This is a genomic window from Afifella pfennigii DSM 17143, assembly GCF_000688515.1.
GTDB classification, from domain to species: domain Bacteria; phylum Pseudomonadota; class Alphaproteobacteria; order Rhizobiales; family Afifellaceae; genus Afifella; species Afifella pfennigii.
Genome location: NZ_JHZK01000005.1, coordinates 137862 through 160706 on the forward strand (window position 1 = coordinate 137862; position 22845 = coordinate 160706).

Consider the following 22845-nt stretch of genomic DNA (forward strand, 5'->3'; position numbering starts at 1 on the left):
GGCGGCTCAGCTCCCGGCCCCGGTGGCGTAGCCGTATTTCTCGATGATGGCGCCGGCCTCCGGCCCTTTGAGAAAAGCGAGGAAGGCCTTGGCGGCGTCGCTTTCGGCGGCCTTGGTCAACAGCACCGCGTCCTGTCGGATCGGCTGATAGAGCTCCACCGGCACCTGCCAGCGCGAACCGTCCTCCTTTCCGGCGATCTGCGACAAGGCGACGAAGCCGAGCTCGGCATTGCCGGTCTGAACGAACTGGAAGGCCTGGGCGATGTTGTTGCCCGTGACAATCTTCGCCTTCAGCCCGTCGTAGACGCTGAGGGCGCGCATCGCTTCCAAGGCAGCGGCGCCATAGGGCGCCGTCGCGGGATTGGCGATGGCGAGCTTGTCGAAGGCGCCGGCCTTCAGCGTCTCGGCGCCTTCGACCAGATCCGGATCGGCGCTCCACAGGACGATCCTGCCGATGGCGTAGGTGAAGCGGCTGCCGTCAACGGCCAAGCCTTCCGCAACGGCCCTTTCCGGCCGCGCCGCATCGGCGGCGAGAAACACCTCGTAAGGCGCGCCCTGGCTGATCTGGGTATAAAGCTGGCCGGTGGAGCCGAAGGAGAGAACCGCCTCCTCGCCGGTCTTTTCCTTGAAGGCGGCGGCGATCTCCGTCGCCGCGTCGGTGAAGTTGGCGGCCACCGCGACATGCGTGGCGCCCGCAAGGGCCGCCGCCGGCGACAGGGCGAAGGCGGCAAGGGCCGCGGCGAGCATCTTCCAGGTCTTCATTTCGTCCCCCAATGGCTCAGTCGATGGCAAGGATCACATGCGCCGCGTCGAAGAGGGCGCAGGCGGGCTTGCCCGATTCAAGGTCAAGGTTGCGGGCGCTCTCGGCGGTGATGCTGGCGACAAGGCTCCTGCCGGCGCCGATATCGAGCACCACCTCGGCGGTGACGGCGGAAGGCGTCAGGCGCTTGACGGTGCCGGCGATGGCGTTGCGCACGGAGACGGGAGGCGGGACGCTGCCCGGCGCAAGCACGACGAAGGGCGCCTTGATGAGCGCGACCGCCTCGCGGCCGACGCATAGGCCGAGCTCCTTCACGCTCTCCTGCGTGACGAGGGCGTAGATCGTCGTCTCCTCGCTGACCGTGACGGCGATCTCGGCGGAGAGGGCGCCTGAAGCGATGGCCGATATCCTGCCCCGCAAAGCGTTGCGCGCGCTGGTCTTCATAAGCAGTCCCGAGACGAGGTTGAGCGGCGAGATGCCGGTGCCGGAAAGCTGCGGCTCGATGGCGCGCAGGACGCGCGCCATCTCCGCCTCCAGCCGGTGATAGGCCTCGATCACCCCGATGCCGGTCTTCGTCAGCCGGGCGCCGCCGCCGGCCCTGCCGCCGGCGCGCGTCTCCAGGAGCGGCTGGCCGAAGAGGTTGGCCATGGCGTCGAGCGCGTCCCAGGCGGCCTTGTAGGTGAGGCCGGTCGCCTTGGCTCCGGCGGTGATGGAGCCCTCGCGCGCCACCGCCTCCAGAAGGCGGATGCGCTCGGGCCCGACGGAAGACGAGCTGGCGCTGCGCAGGGAGACAAGGGCTTCGATTTCCATCGGCGGGCCATCCAGCGTCATATAGCAGGACTATATAACGATGATGGGCCGGCTGCCAGCTTCAATTCCGGGCATTCGCTGCCCGCCCTTTGAGCAACGAAAAGCCGGCGCCCGAGGCTTCGGGCGCCGGCTTTTCGGATATCTTGACGGGTCGCCCTAAAGGAAGAGGCTGCGCAAGGAGGAGAGCGCGCCGCGCCTTTCCGCCGGCCGCTGAGGTTGCGCGGGGGGCGTGCCCGGCACCTTGGCGACGACGGGCTCCTTCGGGCGCTTGGGCGTCAGGGCGTTGGGCGGCCTGCCGCTGGCGGTCGGGACGGTGGAGCGTGCGGGGCCCTTGTCGGCCCGCTCTTCCAGGGCGCTGAGGATGTCGTGGCACCAGGTCTGCGCGGTCTGTGTCTTCAGCCGCTCGAACATGGCCTGCCAGCGCCGCTTGCGCTCCTCCAGCGGCATGTTGAGCGCCTGCTGCAGGGCGCGCGCCAGTGCGGCCGTGTCGTAGGGATTGACGATCAGCGCCTCGGGAAGCTCCTTTACCGCGCCGGCAAAGCGCGACAGGACGAGCACGCCGGGGTCATCCGGATCCTGCGCGGCCACATATTCCTTGGCGACGAGATTCATGCCGTCGCGCAGCGGCGTGACCAGGCCGACGCGGCTGGCGCGATAAATGCCGGCAAGGGCGCGGCGGGTGAAGCCGCGGGTCATGATGCGGATCGGCACCCAGTCGAGCGCCGAATAGGCGCCGTTGATGTGGCCGGCGAGCTCTTCCAGCTCGCTTCTGAGCTCCGAATAGGCCTCAAGGTCGGAGCGCGACAGCGGCGCCACCTGCATCAGGCTGACGCGGCCGCGATTCTCCGGATAATCCTCCAACAGACGCTCAAAGCCGCGAAAGCGCTCCGGGATGCCCTTGGAATAATCGAGCCGATCGACGCCGATGATCTGCTGGCGGTCGCGCAGCAGCACCTTGAGCTGCGCCTCGTGCTCCTTGGCCTCGTCGCTGACGGCGAAATCGGCGAAGCTCTCCGTATCGATGCCGATGGGGAAGGTGGAGGCGCGGAAGCTGCGCCCATAGGCGAAAAGCTCGTCGTTCTCGCCTTCGCTGCCGCCGAGTTCCTCCACCACGTAGCGGGCGAAGTTGCGCCGGTCGGTGTCGGTCTGGAAGCCGATCACGTTATAGGCGGTGAGGGCGCGGATGATGGAGTTGGAATTGGGCAGCGCCGTCATGATCTCCGGGCTGGGGAACGGCACATGGAGGAAATAGGCCATGGGGCCGGAAAAGCCGGATTCGCGCAGCCGCTCGCCGAGAAGGATGTAGTGGTAATCGTGAACCCAGACCATATCGTCCGGCTTCAGCTGCGGCATCAGCCGCGCCGCCATGCGCTCGTTGACGCGCCGATAGGCGTTCTCGAAGCGCTGGTCGAACTCGGCGAGGTCGAGGCGGTAATGCAGAAGCGGCCACAGGGTGCGGTTGGCGTAGCCGGCGTAGAACTCCTCCACGTCCTCCGGGGTGAGATCGATGGTGGCAAGGCGCACCTTGCCGTGGTCTTCCACCTTCATCTCACCGAAGGTGCCTTTGGCGCTTTTCTCTCCGGACCAGCCGAACCAGATGCCCCCGCGCGAGCGTAGCGCATCGCCGAGACCCACCGCCAAACCGCCGGCCTTGCCGCCATCCTTCAGCGGTCCGACCCGGTTCGACACGACTATCAGACGCCTCATTGGTCCGGTGCTCCCTCCCCGATTTTCCGCCGCTCGTTCGAAACTCTCTTTGGATGCAAAAACCCGGGAGAGGTCATTCCAGTTCCTCCGCCGGTGATGAAACTTCATCTCGCCGCCTCCTGCAGCCAGCGATGCACGGCCGGCACGTCGGCAAGCCTGTAGCTTGCCGCCGTCTCGCCCTCGCCGACCTTCACGCCGAAGCCGCCCCTGGAAGCGACGAAACGGAAACCGTCCTCGTCGGTGGTGTCGTCGCCGACGAAGACCGGGGCTCGTTCGGCAAAGGGCGAACGGGCCATCAGGCGCTCGATCGCCTTTCCCTTGTGCACATTCTGCGGCCTGATTTCGGCGATGGCGTGACCCTTGACGAGACGCAGCCCATCAAGGCCCGCGATGGCGGCCTCGGCGAGCTCCAGGGCGCGCTCCTCCTCGTGCGGTGCCGTGCGGTAATGGATGACGAGCGCGGCGCCCTTGTCCTCCAGGCGGAGCGGGTCGTGCGCGCCGATTTCCAAGCCCAGACGCTCGCGCGCCACCTCGATCGCGGCGGGCGGGGGCGCGGCCTCGACGCTCTCGCCGGGATGAAAGCGCAGCTCCTGGCCGTGCACCCCGGCGGCGGGAAAGGTGAAGGGGGCGAGAAAACGGTCGATGGAGGCGAGCGCCCGGCCGGAAATCAGCGCCAGCGCGCCGCCCTGGCTGGTCTGAAGCGCCTTCAGGCGCTGCAGCGTGCCCGGCTCCAGCTCGATCCCTTCCGGATCGTCGGCGAAGCCGACCAGCGTGCCGTCGAAATCGAGAAAGAGGGCGTGTCGTTCGTGATCAAGTAGCGGAGGTTCGCCAAGCTCGCCCATGGCCCCGATGTAGGATGCCTTGCCCTCGGCGTCAAATTTCCGCCGCAGTGCAGCAAAGGCGAGACGTGTCGTCGGCGCTCAAGCGCAAGCAAAAGCCCGCGGGAGATTTCTCCCGCGGGCCATCGGATTCTCTCAGCTTTCTAGACTTCTCCGGCGGTTTTGCCGGGCGCGGCGAAAGAACGACTATTCCTCGCCCTTGTCCTTCTCCTCGGCGTTGCGCTTCTTCAGCGCCGCACCAAGGATGTCGCCGAGCGAGGCGCCGCTGTCGGTGGAGCCGTACTGGGCCACGGCCTCCTTCTCCTCGGCGATCTCCAGCGCCTTGATCGACAAGGTGATGCGGCGCGCCTTCTTGTCGATATTGGTGACGCGGGCATCGACCTTCTCGCCGGCGGCGAAGCGCTCGGGACGCTGCTCGGAGCGATCGCGCGACAGCTCGGCGCGGCGGATGAAGGCGGTCATCTCCGTGTCGGCCAGCTTCACCTCGATGCCGGAATCCTTCACCTCGACGACCTCGCCGGTGACGATGGCGCCCTTGCGGATGCCTTCCACGGCCTCGGCGAAGGGATCGCCCTCCACCTGCTTGATGCCGAGCGAGATGCGCTCCTTGTCGACGTCGACTTCCAGGACGACGGCTCGGACCATCTCGCCCTTCTTGTACTCCTCCATCGCCTCTTCGCCCTGGCGGTCCCAGGACAGGTCGGAGAGGTGCACCATGCCGTCGACGTCGTGGTCGAGGCCGAGGAAGAGGCCGAACTCGGTCTTGTTCTTGACCTCGCCTTCCACCAGCGATCCGACCGGATGCTGGTCGGCGAACTCCTCCCAGGGATTGCGCATCGCCTGCTTGAGGCCGAGCGAGATGCGGCGCTTCTGAGGATCGACCTCCAGCACCATCACCTCGACCTCCTGGGAGGTGGAGACGATCTTGCCCGGATGGACGTTCTTCTTCGTCCAGCTCATCTCGGAGACGTGGATGAGGCCCTCAATGCCCGGCTCCAGCTCCACGAAGGCGCCGTAATCGGTGATGTTGGTAACGCGGCCGGTGAACTTGGCGCTGACCGGGTACTTGACCTCGATGCCCTCCCAGGGATCGGCCTCCAGCTGCTTCATGCCGAGCGAGATGCGGAAGGTCTCCGGGTTGATGCGGATGATCTGCACCTTCACCGTCTCGCCGATGGAGAGGATCTCGGAAGGATGGTTGACGCGCCGCCAGGCCATGTCGGTGACATGCAGGAGGCCGTCGATGCCGCCGAGATCGACGAAGGCGCCGTATTCGGTGATGTTCTTGACGACGCCGTCGACCACCTGGCCTTCCTTCAGCTTGGCGACCAGCTCGGAGCGCTGCTCGGCCAGCGTGTCCTCCAGGACGGAACGGCGCGAGACGACGATGTTGCCGCGGCGCTTGTCCATCTTGAGGATGCGGAAGGGCTGCGGCGTCTGCATCAAGGGCCCGACATCCTTGACCGGGCGCACATCGACCTGGCTGCGCGGCAGGAAGGCCACGGCGCCGTCGAGATCGACGGTGAAGCCGCCCTTCACCTGATTGAAGATGGTGCCCTGGACGGTGTCGTTCTTCTCGAAGCTGGCCTCCAGGCGGACCCAGCTCTCCTCGCGCCGGGCCTTCTCGCGCGACAGCATGGCCTCGCCGAGGGCGTTCTCCACGCGCTCCAGATAGACCTCGACCTTGTCGCCTGGCTTCAATTCGCCGTCGCGGCCGCGCACGCCGAACTCCTTCAGCGGCACCCGGCCCTCGACCTTCAGCCCGACATCGACGACGGCGACATCCTTCTCAATCGCCACCACCGTGCCTTCGACGACGGTGCCCTCCTGGACATCGCTATCGGCGAAGGATTGCTCGAGAAGCGCCGCGAAATCCTCACGGGTCGGCTGCGGAACAGCCTGCTCAGTATTGGCCATCAATGCTCCTGTTAGGGCCCACGAGGCGCGGCATTTCCGTCGGCCAGTCGCGGGATCAGCGCCAAGGTTAGTGTTGAACCGGCCGCTCCGGCCCCCGCTCATCAGCGGTCGGCGCATTGGGCAGAAAGCGGCTTTTTCCTATCTCGTTCCCGCGCCGCCGCTCATACGCCAGAAGGGCGAAACCCTTCACGAAGGGCTCGCCCGATCCTTGGCCGAGATGGCCGCATCGACGATCGCGACAGCAGCGCGGAACGCGGCTTCTATAGTCATTGCGCTGGTATCGATCAAGTGCGCGTCGTCGGCCGGGCGCAGCGGCGAGTCGTCCCGTTCCATGTCGCGGGCGTCGCGACGCTTCAGATCGGCGAGGACGGCGGCGAAGTCGGTCGGCTTGCCGCGGCCGAGCAATTCGTCGGTGCGGCGGCGGGCGCGCACCTCGGGCGAGGCGGTGACGTAGAGCTTGGTAAGGGCGCGCGGGCACACGACGGTGCCGATATCGCGCCCGTCGAGAACGGCGCCGGGCGGCTGCGAGGCGAAGGCGCGCTGGCGCTCGACGAGGGCCTGGCGCAGCTCCGGGATGACAGCGATCTTGGAGGCCGCCTCGCCGATGTCGTGGGCGGAAAGAAGGTCGCGGTCCATGGCGGAAAGATCGAGGCGCCCGGCGGCGGCAACGGCTCGCTCGCCGTTCGGCTCCAGACCGCCCTCCGCCATCAGCAAGGCGGCGACGGCGCGATAGGTGAGGCCGGTGTCGAGATGCTTCAGGCCGTAGTATTCGGCGAGCTTCCTGGCCAGCGTGCCCTTGCCGGAAGCGGCGGGCCCGTCGATCGCGATGACCAGCGGCCCCCTCACGCGGCGCCCCGCGCTGGCGTCTTTGCCTCGCCCAGCCTGGCGCCGAGGCCGGCCAGAAGCTCGGCGAAGCCTGGAAAGGAGGTGGCGATGATGGCCGCGTCGTCGACCGTCATCGGCTTTTCGGCGGCAAGGCCCATGACGAGGAAGCTCATGGCGATGCGATGGTCGAGATGCGTGGCGACGCGGCCGCCGCCGAGGCCTTGGCCGCCCGGCACGCCGGTGACGCCGAGGCTGGCGCTGCCCTCCTCGCATTCCACCCCGTTGGCGGCGAGGCCGGCGGCGACGGCGGCAAGCCGGTCCGATTCCTTGACGCGCAGCTCCTCCAGGCCGTGCATGACCGTCCTGCCCTCCGCGAAGGCGGCGGCGACGGCGAGCACGGGATATTCGTCGATCATGGAGGGGGCGCGTTCGGCGGCGACGGTCACGCCTTTCAGGCGCGAGGTGCGGGCGCGGATATCGCCGAGGCGCTCGCCGCCTGTGCGGCGCTCGTTCTCAATGGCGATGTCGGCGCCCATCTCGGCGAGCACTTCCAGAAGGCCGGTGCGGCGTTCATTGAGGAGAACGCCTTCCACCACGATGTCGCTGTCCGGCACGATGAGGCCGGCGACGATGAGAAAGGCGGCCGAGCTCGGATCGGCCGGGACCTCGATATTCTGCGGGCGTAGCGCCGGCAGGCCCTCAAGGCGGATGACGGTCTCGCCATCGGGGTTGCGGCCGACCTCGATCTCGGCGCCGAAGCCGGCCAGCATCTTCTCGGTATGGTCGCGGGTCGCCACCGGCTCGATCACGGCGGTGATGCCGGCGATGTTGAGGCCGGCCAGAAGCACGGCCGACTTCACCTGCGCGGAGGGCACCGGCACGCGGTAGGCGATCGGCGCCATCGGGTCGGCGCCGCGAATGGACAGCGGCAGGCGGTCGCCGGAGCGGGCGATCACCTCCGCCCCCATCTGGCGCAGAGGATCGAGCACGCGTCCCATCGGCCGGCGCGACAAGGAAGCGTCGCCGATGAAGGTGGAGGCGAAGGGATGGGCGGCGGCGATGCCCATCGCAAGGCGCGCGCCGGTGCCGGCATTGCCGAAATCGAGAGGCCCCTCCGGCTCCAGAAGGCCGGCGGGGCCGAGGCCGTCGACGGACCAGGCGCCCTCGCCGGTGCGCTCCACCGTCGCGCCGAAGGCGCGCATGGCCGCACCCGTGGCCAGGATGTCCTCGGATTCAAGAAGGCCGGTCACCCGCGTCCGGCCGACGGTGAGCGCGCCCAGCATCAGGGCGCGATGGGAGATGGACTTGTCGCCGGGCACCCTGACCCGGCCGCGCAAGGCGGAGGAGGGGTGCGCCGTGAGCGGGCGGACGGGAAGATGGGACATCGGCAGCTTTTCCTGGCGATCGGCGCAAAAGGTGGTGGACCGGTTGCGGCGGCCCCCGTTAGCATCCTCTCCGCCTTCGGTCATCCCCGCCCGGCACGGTGCAAGGGCGATCAACGGAGAAGGCGTTTGACAGGGCCGGGGCCTGCCGTTATCGGGACCGGCGATTTTCTGACAGCCCAAGGAACATCCACGTGGCCAAGCCGGATCTTGGAACCAAGCGCGTGTGCCAGGAGTGCGGCACCAAGTATTACGATCTCGCGCGCGATCCGATCATCTGCCCGCATTGCGGCGCCGTCTACGAACTCTCCGCCCGCGAAAAGGCCGCCGAAGCGGCCGCCGCCGAGCAGGAGGAGGAAGAGATCGCCGACGTCTCCGAAGAGGAGGAAGAGGAGGAGGACCTCGATGTGGAGGTCGTCTCCCTGGAGGATGCGGAGGAGGAGGACGAGGAGCAGGCAAGCCCGAAGGGCGCCGGCCCGGAAGCCTCCGACGACGATGAGGACGTCCCTGACCTCGATGAAGGCGGCATCGATCTGGAGGAAGAGGACGACGACACCTTCCTTGACGAGGATGAGGATGGGGACGAAGACGTCTCCGATATTCTCGGCGATGTGAAGGACGAGGAGGAGCGCTGAGCGGCCGTTGAAAAGCCGCATAGCAGGGCTTGCAAAAGCGCGGCGGCGCGCCTAGTTTCCGCCCGCTTCGGTCGCGAGACGTCTCGCGGCCGTTGCCAGTCCCAGGCCGCTCCAAGGCGGCGCAGGACAAGCTGGCCGGATCTTCCGGCCAATCCCAAGGAACGGGGCCGTAGCTCAGTTGGGAGAGCGCGTGAATGGCATTCACGAGGTCAGGGGTTCGATTCCCCTCGGCTCCACCATTACGTCTACGTCGCTCGCGCCAATCTCGCTGCGCTCGATGGCTCCGCGGGGGCGGGCGAAAGCCCGGGCCGCAGTCGCGGCTTGTTGCGGTTTGAGGTTTCTCCCCAAATCTCTACCAATTTTCCGTTCCGCCATATCCGGCTGCGCGATGCCGCCCGCCGAGCCGTGGCGCCGGCTCCGGTTGGCGGTTTCGCCTCTCACTTCCGCCGCTCAGCCCGCCGTCTCGCCCAATACCACTCTTCGATGCAGCGCCAGACGGTCCAGGAACGTCTCGTCGTGGCTGACCACCAGAAGCGCTCCGTCATAGGCCGCGAGCGCGCTCTCCAGCGCTTGGAGCGCATCGAGATCGAGATGGTTGGTCGGCTCGTCCAGGATGAGCAGCGCGGGCGGGGTGGCCCTTCCAAGGGTGCAGGCAAGGCCGGCCCGTAAAAGCTCGCCGCCGCTGAGGCTTGCCGCCTTGCGCAGCGCATCCTCGGCACGGAAGCGGAAACGGGCCAAGGCGGCCCGAGCCGCGTTCTCGTCGGCCCGCGGGTTCAGGTGCAGGAAATTCTCGCGCAGCGTGCGGCCCGCATCGAGAAGGCCGACATCTTGATCGAGAAGCGCGCAAGGCACCTTCAGTTCCACCTTGCCGGCTTGCGGGCGAAGCCGCCCGATGATCAGCTTAATCAAGGTGGTCTTGCCGCTGCCGTTCGGGCCGGTGATGGCGAGGCGCTCGGCCCCGGTGACGGTTAGAGACATGTCGCGGATGGGCGGCCGGGCAGGGTCGTGGCCTCCGGTCACCGCATCGAGCCGCAGCACCGTCTTGCCCGCCGGCAGGCCCGTGGAGGGAATGTCCATATGCAGGGGCTGCAAGACCTCGATCTTCTCTCGGGCCGCGGTCAGCGCCGCTTCCGCCTCTTGGCGCCGTGCCTCGCGCAGGCGCTCATTCGCCCCGCCGGAGGCCTCGGCCCGGCCCCTGGCCGCATCCAGCAGGATTTTCGGCTGGTCCTTCTTCGCGCGGGCCCTCTTTCCGGCGCCGTCCTTGCGCGCCTTGCGCTCGGCCGCTTCTTGGGCGCGGCGCCTGGTCTGCGCACGGTGCTTTTCGGCGCTCGCCAGATCGCGCTCCGCCGCCTGGAGCTCCGCGGCCTTGCGGGCGCGGTAGGAGCTGTAGTTGCCGCCGTATCGCGCGGCGCCAAGCGGCGTCAGTTCCACGATGGCATCCATGTGCTCAAGAAGCTCGCGGTCGTGACTGACGATGATGGCGCCGCTTCGCCAATCGCCGAGCAGCTCCACCACAGCCTGCCGCCCGGCCCGGTCGAGGTTGTTCGTCGGCTCGTCGAGAAGCAAAAAATCCGGCTGCGCGAAAACCAGAGCGGCAAGGCCGACGCGGGCGCGCTCGCCGCCGGATAGGGCGGCCAGCGGCATCTGCGGATCGGCGGTCAGGCCGCATCGCAGCAGAGCCGCCTCGATCCGTGTCGGCAGCGTCCAGTCGGCCTCGGCCAGTTCGGCCGTATCGACGAGGCCCGCCTCGGCGCGCTGCAGCAGCGCCAGCGCGGGCCCTGCGGCGAAAAGATCGGCGATGGTGTCGCCGTGGCGCGCGCGCACATCCTGGCGCATCAGGGCGAGCGTGCCGGAGATCTGAAGGCGTCCGGATGCAGGCGAGAGCTCGCCGGCGATGAGCCGCAACAGCGTCGTCTTGCCGGTGCCGTTGCGCCCGACAATGCCGCTGCGCTCAGAGCCGAAGCTGAGGTTCAGATCGGAAAAGAGGGGGGTGCCGTCAGACGTCGACCAGGACAGGCCGGAAAGGGTGAGGGATGCGGGCATCGGACAGGACTTCTCGCAGCGAAAGCGGATGGGCGAAGGCGGCGAGGTTCTTGTCCATGTGGAGGATGATCCGGTCCTTTAAGGTTCGTGCCCTAGCTAGGTGCGCGTGGGCGCAATGCAAGCTCGGCCGCGCCATCTTCGCCGCTGCCGATTGGCGCAGCGCGCGGGTCTTGGCCGGTTGCGCAGGCTCCGCGGAAAGCTAACGTTGCGCCTCATCAAAGACAGGAGAATGGCATGATCGTCCAAGCCTGCATCAATGGCGCACGTCCCGAGGGCTATCACCCGCGCTTGCCGCTGACGGCGGAGACGATGGCCCTTGAAAGCGCCGCATGCGTTGCGGCGGGGGCCGGCGAAATACACCTGCATCCGCGCGGCCGGGACGGGCGCGAGAGCCTTTTTGCGGTCGAGGAGACGATGCGCGCCGTGCGGCGGGCATGCCCCGGAACGCTCATCGGCGTCTCCACCGGGGCCTGGATCGAGGGCGAGGAGAAGCGGACGCGCGATGGCATCGCGGCGTGGCGCGTCCTGCCCGACCACGCCTCCGTCAATCTCTGCGAGCCGGACGCTCCGGCCGTCATGGCATTGCTCGACAGGATGGGCGTCGGCGTGGAAGCCGGGCTCGCCAACATCGCGGATGCGGAGCGGTTTGTGGCGATGCCTGATTGTCATCGCGTTCTGCGTATCCTCCTTGAGATCGAAGGGCAGGACCTCAACGCGGCCGAGGCCACCGCCGAGGGGATCACAAGGGTTCTTGCGCGCGCCGATATCGCGCGGCCTATCCTCCTGCACGGCTTCGACGCGACCGTCTGGCATTTCGTCGAGCGCGCGCATCGGCGCCGCTGGTCGACGCGGGTCGGACTGGAGGACGGCTGCCTGCTCTCAAGCGGCGATATCGCCGCCGGCAATGCCGAGCTGGTCGCCGATGCGTGCGGTATCCTTCACGCCGCGCCGCGCTGAGGGGCTCGCAAGGGCTCGTCGTTGGAGCACAGGCAGCGGCGCTCTCAGCTCGCGCCGGCGAAACGCCCCACAAGGATGTGGCTCTCTCCCGGATAGACGAAGCGCGCGAAGGTGAGCATCTCGCGCCCGCGCCAGGTGCGCCGCTCCACCGACAGGCAGGGCGCGTCGGGCGCGATGGCCAGAAGCGCGCTTGCCGTCGTGCCGGCGCGGATGGCGGCGATGCGGTGCTCGCCCTCTGTGAAGGGCACGTTCTCAAGGAGCCAGGGGCCGGGCGGCTCACGCTCGAAGGACACGGCCTCGGCGTCCGGCACGGCGGCAAGATTGATCCAGCGATCCTCCAGGACGGCGGGCCGCGCGCCGGCGAAATGGCGGCAGGCGAGATGCAGGACGGGCGTGCCGGCGGCAACGCCGCTCGCAAGGCTCAGCGATGGCGTGACACGGCTTTGCCGGCGAAGCGCGAGCTCGTAGCCGTAACGCTCGCCGCGCGCCTCGATCTCGCGGCGGATGTCGCCGATGAAGGTGACGGCGTGCTCGCCGGCTCGCGGCGCGACGAAGGAGCCGGCGCGGCGGCGGCGGGCGATCAGCCCCTGATCGGCAAGGGCGCGCAGCGCCCGGTTGACGGTCATGCGCGAGGCGCCGAAGCGGCGCATCAGCTCCATCTCCGGCGCGATACGGGTGCCGGGCTTCCAGGCGCCGGAAAGGATCGGCGCGGCGATGGCGCGGCGGATCTGGTCGTGCAGAGGGCCGGTGCCGTCGAGCCGCAGCTCCTCGTCTCCTTCGGGATTTGCCTGGCGCGGGTTCATGCCAAAAGCCGCTTCATGGTGGCGCCAAAGCGCGCGGCGACCTCGTCGCGGCGGCGGTGACGCCCGGCCTCCACGAGCCTGTCGCCGCCGACATAGACGTCGCGGACGGCCTTCCTTCCCCCCGCAAAGAGGAAGGAATCGAGAAGCGCGTCGCCCTTCTTGCCGGCGAGCGCGGCATGCTCCTCATCGAGAACGAGGATATCGGCGCGCCGGCCGGGGGCGAGCGCGCCGACGGGCCGGCCGAGGGCTGCCGCGCCGCCAAGGCAGGCGCGCTCGTAGAGATGGCGGCCGGTCGAGCGGTCCGGCGTGCCGAGGACATTGCGCCGGCGATGGCGGAGGCGCTGGCCGTATTCCAGAAGACGGAGTTCCTCGGCCGCGTCGATCAGGACGTTGCTGTCGGAGCCGATGCCGAAGGCGCCGCCGGCGCCCAGAAAATCCGGCGCCGGAAAGAGCCCGTCGCCGAGATTGGCCTCCGTCACCGGGCAAAGGCCGGCAACGGCGCCGGAGCGGGCAAGCGCCTTCGTTTCGGCCTCCGTCATATGGGTGGCGTGGACCAGGCACCAGCCGGGACCGACGGGCGCGTTGTTCAGGAGCCATTCCACGGGGCGGGCGCCAAGAGCTGCGAGGCAGTCGGCCACCTCCTTCTCCTGCTCGGCGGCATGGATATGGACAGGGCCGCCGGCGGCAAGCGGCAGAACTTCAGCGAGCGTTTCCGGCGTCACCGCCCGCAGCGAATGCGGGGCGATGCCGAGCCGCGCCTCCGGCAGGTCGGCGAGATGGGGGCGGGCGGCTTGAAGGAGGGCGGCGTAGCCTTCCGGATCGCTGCCGAAGCGAAGCTGGGCGGGTCCGAGCGGGGCGCCGGCAAAGCCGCCATGGGCGTAGAAGACGGGAAGAAGGGTCAGGCCGATGCCGGCGGTGCGCGCGGCGGCGACGACGCGGCCGGCCATCTCGGCCGGGTCGGCATAGGCCGCGCCTGCCGGCGCATGATGCAGATAGTGGAACTCGCCGAGCGCGGTGAAGCCCGTTTCCAGCATCTCGACATAGGCCTCGGCGGCGATCGCCTCCACATCCTCGGGCGTCAGCCGGTGCAGGAAGGCGTACATGACTTCACGCCAGGTCCAGAAGGAATCCTCCGCCGTGCCGCGGCGCTCGGCAAGGCCGGCCATGCCGCGCTGAAAGGCGTGGCTGTGCAGGTTCGGCATGCCGGCAAGGGCGATGCCGTCATAGCGGCCGCTCTCGCCCGAGGTGGCAAGCGCGGCGATGGTGCCGTCGGCCGCCGTCTCCACGGTGACGTTTTCCACCCAGCCCTGCGGGGTCAGCGCAGCGGCAAATCGGAGCTTGCCCATCGACCTCGTCCTGGATACCCTCATTTGTATAGACAAATTTAAGGATCGGGGAAAGGCTATTGGCGGAACGGGTCGATCTTCTCTTGCGCGATGTACGCATCGCGACGCTGGAGCCCGGAATCGGCAAGGGCGCGCTCGGCGTCCTGGAGCGTGGCGCGCTGGCCGCCCGCGACGGCAAGGTCCTCTGGGTCGGGCCGGAGGCGGAGCTGCCCGCCTTTGCCGCGGCGAAGGTTCTCACTCTCGACGGGCGCTGGGTGATGCCCGGTCTCATCGATTGCCACACCCATCTCGTTCATGGCGGGACGCGCGCCGGCGAATGGGAGATGCGCCTCAAGGGCGCCAGCTACGAGGAGGTGGCGCGCGCCGGCGGCGGCATCCTCGCCACCGTCAAGGCGACGCGCGCCGCCAGCGAGGCGGAGCTTGTCGCCGCCGCGCTGAAGCGGCTCGACGCGCTGCTGGCCGAAGGCGTCACCACGGTGGAGGTGAAGTCGGGCTACGGGCTCAATGCCGCGGATGAGGCGAAGATGCTGCGCGCGGCGGCAAGGCTCGGCGCCATGCGCGACGTCGCCATCGTGCGCAGCTTTCTGGGCGCGCATGCGCTGCCGCCTGAAGCCGCCGGCGATCGCGCCGGCTATATTCGCGAAGTCTGCGAGGTGCAGCTGCCGCGCATCGTCGAGGAAGGCCTCGCCGAGGCGGTCGACGGCTTTTGCGAGACGATCGCCTTCTCGCCGGATGAGATCGCCCGCGTCTTCGACGCCGCCAGGGCACACGGCCTTGCCGTCCGACTGCATGCCGAGCAGCTCTCCGACCAGGGCGGGGCGGCGCTGGCGGCGGGCTACGGCGCGCTCTCGGCCGACCATCTGGAATATCTCTCGCAGGACGGGATCGCGGCGATGAAAAGGGCCGGCACGGTCGCCGTGCTTCTGCCCGGCGCCTTCTACTTTCTGGGCGAGACCCAGAAGCCGCCGGTGGCGAAGCTGCGCCAGGCGGGCGTGCCGATGGCGGTCGCCACCGACTGCAATCCCGGCACCTCGCCGATGACCTCGCTGCTGCTTGCCATGAACATGGCCGCGACCCTCTTCCGCCTGACGCCGGAGGAAACCATCATCGGGGTGACGTGCGCGGCGGCGAAGGCGCTTGGCAGGGCCGAGCGGATCGGCACGCTTCTGCCCGGCAAGGATTGCGACCTCGCCATCTTCGACATCGAGAAGCCGGCCGAGCTTGCCTACCGGATCGGCTTCAATCCTCTGCACGGCGTGGTGCGCGGCGGACGCGTCAGGAGGGCGGCGTGAGCGAGGCGCTCGTCCTTCATCCCGGGCGCGTCAGCCTCGCCGAGCTGGAGCGCGTCTATCGCGAGGGCTTGCCGGCACGGCTGGCGAGCGACTGTCGGGCTGCGGTCGAAAAATCGATGGCGATGGTGGCGGAAGCCGCCGCGGGCAAGGCCGCGATCTACGGCGTCAACACCGGCTTCGGCAAGCTCGCCTCCACGCGCATCGCGGCAGAGGACACGGCGCACTTGCAGCGCAATCTCGTCCTGTCGCATGCGAGCGGCGTCGGCTCGCCGCTGCCGGAGGCGATCGTGCGCCTGATGCTCGCCCTCAAGCTCGTCTCGCTCGGGCGCGGCGCCTCCGGCGTTGCTTGGACGACCATCGAATGCCTGCAAGGCATGCTGGAAAAGCGCGTCACGCCGCTGGTGCCGCGGCAGGGCTCCGTCGGCGCCTCCGGCGACCTTGCCCCGCTCGCCCATATGGCGGCGGTGATGATCGGCGAAGGCGAGGCCTTCTATGCCGACGAGAAGATGGCCGGCGGCGCGGCGATGCAGGCGGCCGGCCTTCGCCCGATCCGGCTCGGGCCGAAGGAAGGGCTGGCGCTGATCAACGGCACGCAATGCTCCACGGCGCTGGCGCTCGCCGGGCTCCTTGAGGCCTGGAGGGTCGGCCTTTCCTCGCTCGTCACCGGGGCGCTGACGACGGATGCGGCGATGGGCTCGGCCGCGCCCTTTCGCCCGGAAATGCATCATCTGCGCGGCCAGGCCGGCCAGATCGCCGCCGCGGCGACGTTGCGGGCGCTGATGGCCGGCTCGGAAATTCGCGAAGCGCATCGCGAGGGCGACGAGCGCGTGCAGGATCCCTATTGCATCCGCTGCCAGCCGCAGGTCGCCGGCGCCTGTCTCGATCTTCTGCGCCAGGCCGCGAAAACGCTGCGCATCGAAGCCAATGCGGCGACCGACAATCCGCTCGTCATCGCGAAGACCGGGGACATCCTCTCCGGCGGCAATTTCCACGCCGAGCCGGTCGCCTTCGCCGCCGACCAGATCGCGCTCGCCGTCGCCGAGCTCGGCTCCATCGCGCAGCGGCGCATCGCCATGCTGGTCAACCCGGCGCTCTCCTACGGCCTGCCGGCCTTCCTGACGCCGAAGCCCGGCCTCAATTCCGGTTTCATGATCGCGGAAGTGACCGCCGCGGCGCTGATGAGCGAGAACAAGCAGCGCGCCAATCCCTGCTCCACCGATTCCACCCCGACCAGCGCCGACCAGGAGGATCATGTGTCGATGGCCACCCACGGTGCCTTCCGGCTTCTGCCGATGACCCGCAATCTTGCGCGCATCGTCGGCATCGAATGGCTGGTGGCCGCGCAGGGCGTGGAGATGCGCGCGCCGCTGAGAACCTCGCCGGCCCTGGGAAGAGCGATGGCCAGGCTGCGCGCCGCCGTTCCCGCCCTTCACGAGGATCGCTATCTTGCTCCTGATTTGGCGCTCGCGGCCGGTCTCGTCAGCCAAGGCGCGGCGCTTTCGGCATGCGGCGCGAGCCAGTTCCCCGCCTTGGAGGAAGCCGAATGAGCGATTTCGTCAGCATCGGCCGCGGCGGCTCGCCGCTCATCCTATCGATGCCGCATGCCGGCACGGCGATGCCCGTGGGGCTGGAATACCGCCTGGTGAGCCGCGAGCGGGCGCTTGCCGACACCGATTGGTGGATCGACCGGCTCTATCAGCCGCTCGTGGCCGAGCTCGATGCGAGCTTCGTCGCCACGTCGATGTCGCGCACCGTCATTGACGTCAATCGCGATCCTTCCGGCACGCCGCTCTATCCCGGGCTGGCGACGACGGACATGGTGCCGCTGACCACCTTCGAGGGCCTGCCGCTCTATCTTTCCGGCGAGGAGCCGGACGCGGCCGAAATCAAGGTGCGGCACGAGCATTATTTCTGCCCTTATCACACGGCGCTTTCCGCCGAAATCGCGCGCGTTCACGCCCGCCACGGCTACGCGCTCCTTTTCGACTGCCACTCCATCCGCTCGCGCGTGCCGCGCCTGTTCGACGGGATGCTGCCGGTGTTCAATATCGGCACCAATGACGGCAAGAGCTGCGCTTCCTCTCTCGCCGCGTCTGTGGTCGGCGCCTGCCGCGCCTCCGGCTTCGAAACGGTTCTCAACGGCCGCTTCAAGGGCGGCTACATCACCCGCCATTACGGCCGGCCAGGCAAGCATGTGGAGGCGGTGCAGATGGAGATCGCCGCTCGCAGCTACATGGACGAGGAGCCGCCCGTCTGGAACGCCAAGAAGGCGGCGCGTTTGCGCGCCATCCTGAAGGACGTCCTCCAAGCCTATGTCGCCGCCGCCAGTCGCGTGATGGGGTGAAGCTGAGCCGAAGAAGGGATCGGAGCCGATGAGCCGCCTCGACAACGCCCGCAAGATCCGCGCCCCGCGCGGCTCGGAGATCACCGCCAAGTCCTGGCTGACGGAAGCGGCGATGCGCATGCTGATGAACAATCTCGACGAGGAGGTCGCCGAAAAGCCGGAGGCGCTCGTCGTCTATGGCGGCATCGGGCGGGCGGCGCGCGACTGGGAGAGCTTCGACAACATCGTCTCGGCGCTGAAGGAGCTGGAGGAGGACGAGACGCTGCTCGTGCAGTCCGGCAAGCCGGTGGGCATCTTTCGCACCTTCGCCGACGCGCCGCGGGTCTTGATCGCCAATTCCAACCTGGTGCCGGCCCTGGCGAGCTGGGAGCATTTCCACGCCCTCGATCGGGCCGGGCTGATGATGTACGGCCAGATGACCGCCGGCTCGTGGATCTATATCGGCTCGCAAGGCATCGTGCAGGGCACCTACGAGACCTTCGTCGAGCTCGGCCGCCAGCATTACGCAGGCGAGCTTGCCGGCCGCTGGATCCTCACCGGCGGGCTCGGCGGCATGGGCGGGGCGCAGCCGCTCGCCGCCACCATGGTCGGGGCCTCGCTTCTGGCCGTGGAATGCCGGGAAAGCCGTATCGCCTTCCGCCAGCGCACCGGCTATCTCGATGAAAAGGCGACGAGCATCGATGAGGCGCTCGCCATTCTGGAACGGGCGCGGGCGGAGGGACGGGCCGTCTCCGTCGGCCTTCTCGGCAATGCGGCCGAGGTATTTCCGGAGCTTCTTTCTCGTGGCGTCATGCCGGACGCCGTCACCGACCAGACCTCCGCGCACGATCCTCTCAACGGCTATCTGCCGGCCGGCTGGAGCCTCGACGAATGGGACGAGCGGCGCGAGCGCGACCCGCAGGGCGTGGAGGCGGCCGCCAAGCACTCCATGCGCATCCAGGTGGAGGCGATGCTCGCCTGGTGGGACAAGGGCGTGCCGGTCCTCGATTACGGCAACAATATCCGCCAGATGGCGAAAGAGGAGGGGCTCGCCCGGGCTTTCGACTTCCCCGGCTTCGTGCCGGCCTATATCCGCCCGCTCTTCTGCCGCGGCGTCGGGCCGTTTCGCTGGGCGGCGCTCTCCGGCGATCCGCAGGATATCTACAAGACCGACGCCAGGGTGAAGGAGCTGATGCCGGACGACCGGCACCTTCACAACTGGCTCGACATGGCGCGCGAGAAGATCCGCTTTCAGGGATTGCCGGCGCGCATCTGCTGGGTGGGGCTCGGCGACCGGCACCGGCTCGGCCTCGCCTTCAACGAGATGGTGGCGAGCGGGGAACTCGCCGCGCCGGTGGTCATCGGCCGCGACCATCTCGATTCCGGCTCGGTCGCCTCGCCGAACCGCGAAACGGAGGCGATGCGGGACGGTTCGGATGCCGTCTCCGACTGGCCGCTCCTCAACGCGCTGCTCAACTGCGCCTCCGGGGCGACATGGGTCTCCATCCATCACGGCGGCGGGGTCGGCATGGGCTGGTCGCAACATGCCGGCCAGGTCATCGTCTGCGACGGCAGCGAGGCGGCGGCGCGGCGTATTGCGCGGGTTCTGTGGAACGACCCGGCGAGCGGCGTCATGCGCCATGCCGATGCGGGCTATGAGGAAGCGATCGCCTGCGCCAGGCAGAAGGGCCTGCGCCTGCCGGGCATCCTTCGCTAGCGGGTGCGGTCGGGCGCGGGAAGCTGAGCCGGCGTAATGGCGCTGCGGCCGGCCGGCTTGACGAGATGGCGTCTGAAGCCTTTATTTCCGCGGCATCTCATTCTCTGCCGCCTTGCAAGTTCTGCCACAATCATTCCATAACGGCAGCGTTGCGCCACCCATTCATCGGGTGGAACGGGACGGCTGAGTTCCGCGACGGATGCGCCCGACCGTTCGCCCGCCTATTCACTCAGGATGACACAATGTCCCTCGTTGCCAACACCGCGCCGCATCTTCCCTATCTGAGGCGCTTCGCCCGCGCGCTCACCGGAGGGCAGAAGAGCGGCGATACCTATGTCGTTTCCGTCCTGGAGGCGCTTGTCGCCGATCCCAGCTCCTTCGATTCCGACAACGATCCCAGGGTGGAGCTGTTCAAGGCCTTCTGCCGCTACTGGAATTCCGTCGGCATCAACCTGAAGGAGGAGGCCGTCGATCCGAATGGCGATCCGTCGATGCGCCGGCTTGAGGCGATCACGCCGCTGCCGCGCCAGGCGTTTCTGTTGATGTCGGTGGAGGATTTCTCCACGACCGAGACGGCGGAGATCCTCGGCGTGTCGGACGAGGAGGTCTCCCGGCTCGTCGATCAGGCCGGCCAGGAAATCGCCGCGCAGGTGGCGACCGACGTCCTCATCATCGAGGACGAGCCGCTGATCGCCATGGATATCGAGACGCTGGTCAGGACGCTCGGCCACCGGGTGACCGGCGTGGCGCGCACCCATTCAGAAGCCATCGAGGCGGTCAGGGAGCGCAAGCCTGGGCTCGTCCTGGCCGATATCCAGCTCGCCGACGGCAGCTCCGGCCTGGATGCCGTCAACGAGATGCTGCAATCCTTCGCCGTGCCGGTCGTCTTCATCACCGCCTATCCGGAGCGGCTTTTGACCGGCGAGCGGCCGGAGCCCGCCTTCCTCATCACCAAGCCCTTCCAACCCGATACGGTGAAGGCGGTGATCAGTCAGGCGCTCTTCTTCGAGCGGCGCGCAGGCTAGGTTTCTCGCGCCGCGTGCAGGCTGGGCTTGGTCCGGAAATCCGGACGGGTCTCGATGGCGGCAAACGCGTTGCCGGAGGCTTGCCAAAAAAAAATCGTCCGTCGCAACTTTTTTCGGAACCTTTCGCCAATGGGCCCGTTGAGGGGAACAAAGCGAAGTTACGGAAACGGCGGGCGCGCCTCCTCTTCCCCCCTTTGCCCCAGCGTCCGCCGTTTCCGTCAACTGCCGCCAAAGCCCTCCAACTCCGGGGCGAAAGCGGCAAAGGTGGGCCTCCTCAGGGAGGCCTTCTTTTTTGTGCCCGGGTTCGGGTCGGAGGATTTGCCCGACCATCTGGATCGCCCGGTGTCGGGGTCGAGGGCCGAGGGCGCCGAGGCCCACTCCTGGCGATGCCTGGAGCGCGGCAAAGTTTCGCCCCGATCTTCGGAACCGGTTGAACGGCCTCACGTTGTGCCAGCACCGTCCACTCGCTATTGATCACTTCATGGTTTGCCGGTGCCACCGCTCGTGACGACGCCCCCGCGCTCCACGCCCCAGCGCGACAAAGCGGGCCGGCCAGTGGGCGTCAGCCATATCGCCAAGGCGGCGCTGTGGGAGCGCTGCGCGCAGGTGCTGCGCGGCTCGCAAATATCGCTTTTCTCGCAGGACGCGGCCGGGCACTTCACCTGGATCTTCAATGCCCCGGAAGGCCTCAGTCCTTCCTCCATACTCGGCAAGGGCGATGCGGAGGTGCTGCCGATGGAGGCCGTGGAGCAGCTCGCTGAGGCCAAGCAGGCGGCCGATCGCACCGGGGAGATGCAGCAATTCGAAGCGTTCGTGCCGCTCGACGTCGATACGCCGCGCTGGTTCGACTTCATGCTGGTGCCCGAGCACGACGAGGACGGCATCGTGCAGGCCTATGTCGGCGCGGCGATCGACATCACCGAGCGCAAGATCCAGGAAGAGCATCTGCGCATCGTCATGCGCGAGCTTGCCCACCGCTCCAAGAACCTCTTGGCGGTGATCCAGGGCATCGCCCGCCAGACGGCGGAGAATGCCAGCTCCACGGAACAGTTCGTTTCCCGCTTCAACGGCCGCATCTTCTCCCTGTCGCGCGCCCACGACGTGTTGACGGAGGCGGATTGGCGCGGGGCGCGCATCTTCGACCTGGTGCGCTCGCAGATCGCCCTTTACGCGGAGACGCGCCTAGACCAGGTGGAAGTGAGCGGCACCAACGGCTTCCTGCGGCCGAACGCGGCCCAGTATCTCGGCCTGGCGCTGCACGAATTGACGACGAACGCCATCAAATACGGCGCTTTGGGCACCGATGAGGGGCGGGTGAAGGTCGCCTTTGAGCGCGTGCATGGCGATTGTGGCCGCTACCGCTTCTCCTGGTACGAGTGCAACGGCCCGCCGGTGAAGCAGCCCAAGGCGAAGAGCTTCGGCGTCGTGATGCTGTGCGAGGTGGTGCCGACGACGGTCGGAGGCGAGGCGGATCTGGACTTTGAGGAGACCGGGCTCTGCTACGAGCTGACGCTCGCCAAGACGCAGCTCATTCCTTAAGCCGGCTCTTTCCTGCCGCCGCCCCCCGCGCGCATGGGGGGGTGCCGCCTGCCTTTCGCCGCTCGCCTGGTGGCGCAGGACCGAAAGCCTGCCGCCGGCAAGAAAGCCTGCCGCCGGCAAGAAAGCGTGCCTTTCGCGGGTGCCGGGGGAGGCGGCGTCCGCCGGGGCGCCGCGCGCGCCGAGCGCGGCCTTAAGGCTAGGCGCTGCCACAGGCTCGCGACCCTCCCGCGCCGAGAGAGAGGGTGCCCGGCGGAGCCGGGCGGGGCGGGGTGGCTTGATCGGGCCTTGGCATAGCTGCCAGCCTTGGCGCGGATTTGAGGCTTGGCCCTTCATGGCCTAGAGAGGCCGCCTAGGTAATGAGGGGAGCGGCCTGGCGGCGCTCCCGATCGAAGGAACTCACATGGATCAGACGGCGCTTTCCGCCATCGACCCCAAGCTCTTCCGCTCCGTCATGTCGCGCTTTGCCAGCGGCGTCACGGTGATCGCGGCCGAGACGGGGGCGGGCGTGCGGGCGATGACGGCGAATGCGTTTCTCTCCGGCTCGCTCAATCCGCCTCTCTGCGTCGTCGCGGTGGCCAAGCGGGCGCGCATGCACGCCGTCATGGAAGAGGCGGAGCGCTATACGGTGAGCTTCCTTTCCCGCGAGCAGGAGGCCCTCAGCAACCTCTTCGCCGGCCGCCCGGCGCCGGATGCCAAGCCCGACTTCGCCGATTTTCACGGCGCGCCGGCCGTCAAAGGGGCGATCGCCCATATCCTCGCCGACCGTCATGCCGCGCATGATTGCGGCGACCACACGCTCTATCTCGGCCATATCCGCGCCATGGAGGCGTTCCCCGGCGAGCCGCTGCTCTACTACGCCTCAGCCTATCACCACCTTGCGCGTGAGCCTGAGGGCGCGGCGCACAAGGTGGCCGATTTCTGGTGA

Annotated in this window: 19 protein-coding genes and 1 tRNA gene; 10 read left to right on the top strand and 10 right to left on the bottom strand. The window is 68.2% G+C overall.

Features of this window, described 5'->3' with window-relative positions:
• Positions 1-6: 6 nt before the first annotated feature.
• From modA to aroA, 7 genes are all read right to left on the bottom strand, one after another.
• Complete coding sequence (gene modA / locus Q331_RS0106445; protein ID WP_026380005.1) at positions 7-762, bottom strand: molybdate ABC transporter substrate-binding protein; 756 nt, start codon at positions 760-762, stop codon at positions 7-9.
• A 16-nt stretch (positions 763-778) separates the two neighbouring features.
• Positions 779-1570 (bottom strand): TOBE domain-containing protein, encoded by a 792-nt coding sequence (locus Q331_RS0106450; RefSeq protein ID WP_026380006.1) that lies wholly within the window; start codon positions 1568-1570, stop codon positions 779-781.
• Positions 1571-1726: 156 nt separating this feature from the next.
• Complete coding sequence (locus Q331_RS20345; RefSeq protein ID WP_084174830.1) at positions 1727-3277, bottom strand: alpha,alpha-trehalose-phosphate synthase (UDP-forming); 1551 nt, start codon at positions 3275-3277, stop codon at positions 1727-1729.
• Positions 3278-3381: 104 nt separating this feature from the next.
• Positions 3382-4119: a trehalose-phosphatase gene (otsB, locus tag Q331_RS0106460; protein WP_026380007.1), complete on the bottom strand. Its 738-nt coding sequence runs from the start codon at positions 4117-4119 to the stop codon at positions 3382-3384.
• 183 nt (positions 4120-4302) lie between these two features.
• Positions 4303-6033 carry a 30S ribosomal protein S1 gene (rpsA, locus tag Q331_RS0106465; RefSeq protein WP_026380008.1) on the bottom strand — a complete coding sequence of 577 codons (1731 nt, stop codon included), beginning with the start codon at positions 6031-6033 and terminating at the stop codon, positions 4303-4305.
• 186 nt (positions 6034-6219) lie between these two features.
• Entirely contained in the window at positions 6220-6879 is a 660-nt protein-coding gene (cmk, locus tag Q331_RS0106470; RefSeq protein WP_245615522.1) for a (d)CMP kinase, read from the bottom strand.
• On the bottom strand, positions 6876-8243 hold the full coding sequence (gene aroA / locus Q331_RS0106475) for a 3-phosphoshikimate 1-carboxyvinyltransferase (protein ID WP_026380010.1): 1368 nt from the start codon (positions 8241-8243) through the stop codon (positions 6876-6878). Before aroA ends, cmk begins: the two co-directional genes overlap by 4 nt.
• 191 nt (positions 8244-8434) lie before the next feature.
• On the opposite strand from aroA, the gene Q331_RS0106480 reads away from it, so the two are divergent.
• Both Q331_RS0106480 and Q331_RS0106485 read left to right on the top strand, forming a co-directional pair.
• Positions 8435-8875 carry a TIGR02300 family protein gene (locus Q331_RS0106480; protein ID WP_026380011.1) on the top strand — a complete coding sequence of 147 codons (441 nt, stop codon included), beginning with the start codon at positions 8435-8437 and terminating at the stop codon, positions 8873-8875.
• Between the two features lie 163 nt (positions 8876-9038).
• A tRNA-Ala gene (locus tag Q331_RS0106485) sits at positions 9039-9114 on the top strand.
• Between the two features lie 211 nt (positions 9115-9325).
• Here the strand turns inward: Q331_RS0106485 and Q331_RS0106490 are convergent.
• Entirely contained in the window at positions 9326-10918 is a 1593-nt protein-coding gene (locus Q331_RS0106490) for an ABC-F family ATP-binding cassette domain-containing protein (RefSeq protein WP_026380012.1), read from the bottom strand.
• A 234-nt stretch (positions 10919-11152) separates the two neighbouring features.
• Between Q331_RS0106490 and Q331_RS0106495 the strand changes: the two genes are divergently transcribed.
• Positions 11153-11875, top strand: a complete 723-nt coding sequence (locus Q331_RS0106495; RefSeq protein ID WP_026380013.1) for a 3-keto-5-aminohexanoate cleavage protein — start codon at positions 11153-11155, stop codon at positions 11873-11875.
• 44 nt (positions 11876-11919) lie between these two features.
• Here the strand turns inward: Q331_RS0106495 and hutC are convergent, their stop codons facing one another.
• Both hutC and Q331_RS0106505 read right to left on the bottom strand, forming a co-directional pair.
• Positions 11920-12678 carry a histidine utilization repressor gene (gene hutC, locus Q331_RS0106500; RefSeq protein ID WP_051630718.1) on the bottom strand — a complete coding sequence of 253 codons (759 nt, stop codon included), beginning with the start codon at positions 12676-12678 and terminating at the stop codon, positions 11920-11922.
• Positions 12675-14024, bottom strand: a complete 1350-nt coding sequence (locus Q331_RS0106505; RefSeq protein ID WP_026380015.1) for a formimidoylglutamate deiminase — start codon at positions 14022-14024, stop codon at positions 12675-12677. The genes hutC and Q331_RS0106505 overlap by 4 nt, the downstream gene beginning before the upstream one ends.
• A 59-nt stretch (positions 14025-14083) precedes the next feature.
• Here Q331_RS0106505 and hutI point away from each other — a divergent pair, with 59 nt between their 5' ends.
• The 7 genes from hutI to Q331_RS20355 all read left to right on the top strand — a co-directional run bounded on the left by hutI (position 14084) and on the right by Q331_RS20355 (position 22845).
• Complete coding sequence (gene hutI, locus Q331_RS0106510) at positions 14084-15316, top strand: imidazolonepropionase (protein ID WP_026380016.1); 1233 nt, start codon at positions 14084-14086, stop codon at positions 15314-15316.
• Complete coding sequence (gene hutH / locus Q331_RS0106515) at positions 15313-16863, top strand: histidine ammonia-lyase (RefSeq protein WP_026380017.1); 1551 nt, start codon at positions 15313-15315, stop codon at positions 16861-16863. The genes hutI and hutH overlap by 4 nt, the downstream gene beginning before the upstream one ends.
• Positions 16860-17660, top strand: coding sequence for an N-formylglutamate deformylase (gene hutG, locus Q331_RS0106520; protein WP_026380018.1), 801 nt, complete (start codon positions 16860-16862; stop codon positions 17658-17660). Before hutH ends, hutG begins: the two co-directional genes overlap by 4 nt.
• Before the next feature lie 28 nt (positions 17661-17688).
• The gene (gene hutU / locus Q331_RS0106525) at positions 17689-19356 is read left to right on the top strand and encodes a urocanate hydratase (RefSeq protein ID WP_026380019.1); all 1668 of its coding nucleotides are present in this window, start codon (positions 17689-17691) and stop codon (positions 19354-19356) included.
• A 242-nt stretch (positions 19357-19598) separates the two neighbouring features.
• On the top strand, positions 19599-20381 hold the full coding sequence (locus tag Q331_RS0106530; protein ID WP_026380020.1) for a response regulator: 783 nt from the start codon (positions 19599-19601) through the stop codon (positions 20379-20381).
• Positions 20382-20873: 492 nt separating this feature from the next.
• Positions 20874-21920: a sensor histidine kinase gene (locus Q331_RS20350; protein ID WP_169738472.1), complete on the top strand. Its 1047-nt coding sequence runs from the start codon at positions 20874-20876 to the stop codon at positions 21918-21920.
• Positions 21921-22320: 400 nt separating this feature from the next.
• Positions 22321-22845 (top strand): flavin reductase family protein, encoded by a 525-nt coding sequence (locus Q331_RS20355; protein ID WP_034491254.1) that lies wholly within the window; start codon positions 22321-22323, stop codon positions 22843-22845.

Excerpts from the sequence above, each read along its gene's own strand:
- modA (WP_026380005.1), bottom strand. The coding sequence starts at position 762 with ATGAAGACCTGGAAGATGCTCGCCGCGGCCCTTGCCGCCTTCGCCCTG.
- Q331_RS0106450 (WP_026380006.1), bottom strand. The coding sequence starts at position 1,570 with ATGGAAATCGAAGCCCTTGTCTCCCTGCGCAGCGCCAGCTCGTCTTCC.
- Q331_RS20345 (WP_084174830.1), bottom strand. The coding sequence starts at position 3,277 with ATGAGGCGTCTGATAGTCGTGTCGAACCGGGTCGGACCGCTGAAGGAT.
- otsB (WP_026380007.1), bottom strand. The coding sequence starts at position 4,119 with ATGGGCGAGCTTGGCGAACCTCCGCTACTTGATCACGAACGACACGCC.
- rpsA (WP_026380008.1), bottom strand. The coding sequence starts at position 6,033 with ATGGCCAATACTGAGCAGGCTGTTCCGCAGCCGACCCGTGAGGATTTC.
- aroA (WP_026380010.1), bottom strand. The coding sequence starts at position 8,243 with ATGTCCCATCTTCCCGTCCGCCCGCTCACGGCGCACCCCTCCTCCGCC.
- Q331_RS0106490 (WP_026380012.1), bottom strand. The coding sequence starts at position 10,918 with ATGCCCGCATCCCTCACCCTTTCCGGCCTGTCCTGGTCGACGTCTGAC.
- Q331_RS0106495 (WP_026380013.1), top strand. The coding sequence starts at position 11,153 with ATGATCGTCCAAGCCTGCATCAATGGCGCACGTCCCGAGGGCTATCAC.
- hutC (WP_051630718.1), bottom strand. The coding sequence starts at position 12,678 with ATGAACCCGCGCCAGGCAAATCCCGAAGGAGACGAGGAGCTGCGGCTC.
- Q331_RS0106505 (WP_026380015.1), bottom strand. The coding sequence starts at position 14,024 with ATGGGCAAGCTCCGATTTGCCGCTGCGCTGACCCCGCAGGGCTGGGTG.
- hutG (WP_026380018.1), top strand. The coding sequence starts at position 16,860 with ATGAGCGATTTCGTCAGCATCGGCCGCGGCGGCTCGCCGCTCATCCTA.
- hutU (WP_026380019.1), top strand. The coding sequence starts at position 17,689 with ATGAGCCGCCTCGACAACGCCCGCAAGATCCGCGCCCCGCGCGGCTCG.
- Q331_RS0106530 (WP_026380020.1), top strand. The coding sequence starts at position 19,599 with ATGTCCCTCGTTGCCAACACCGCGCCGCATCTTCCCTATCTGAGGCGC.
- Q331_RS20355 (WP_034491254.1), top strand. The coding sequence starts at position 22,321 with ATGGATCAGACGGCGCTTTCCGCCATCGACCCCAAGCTCTTCCGCTCC.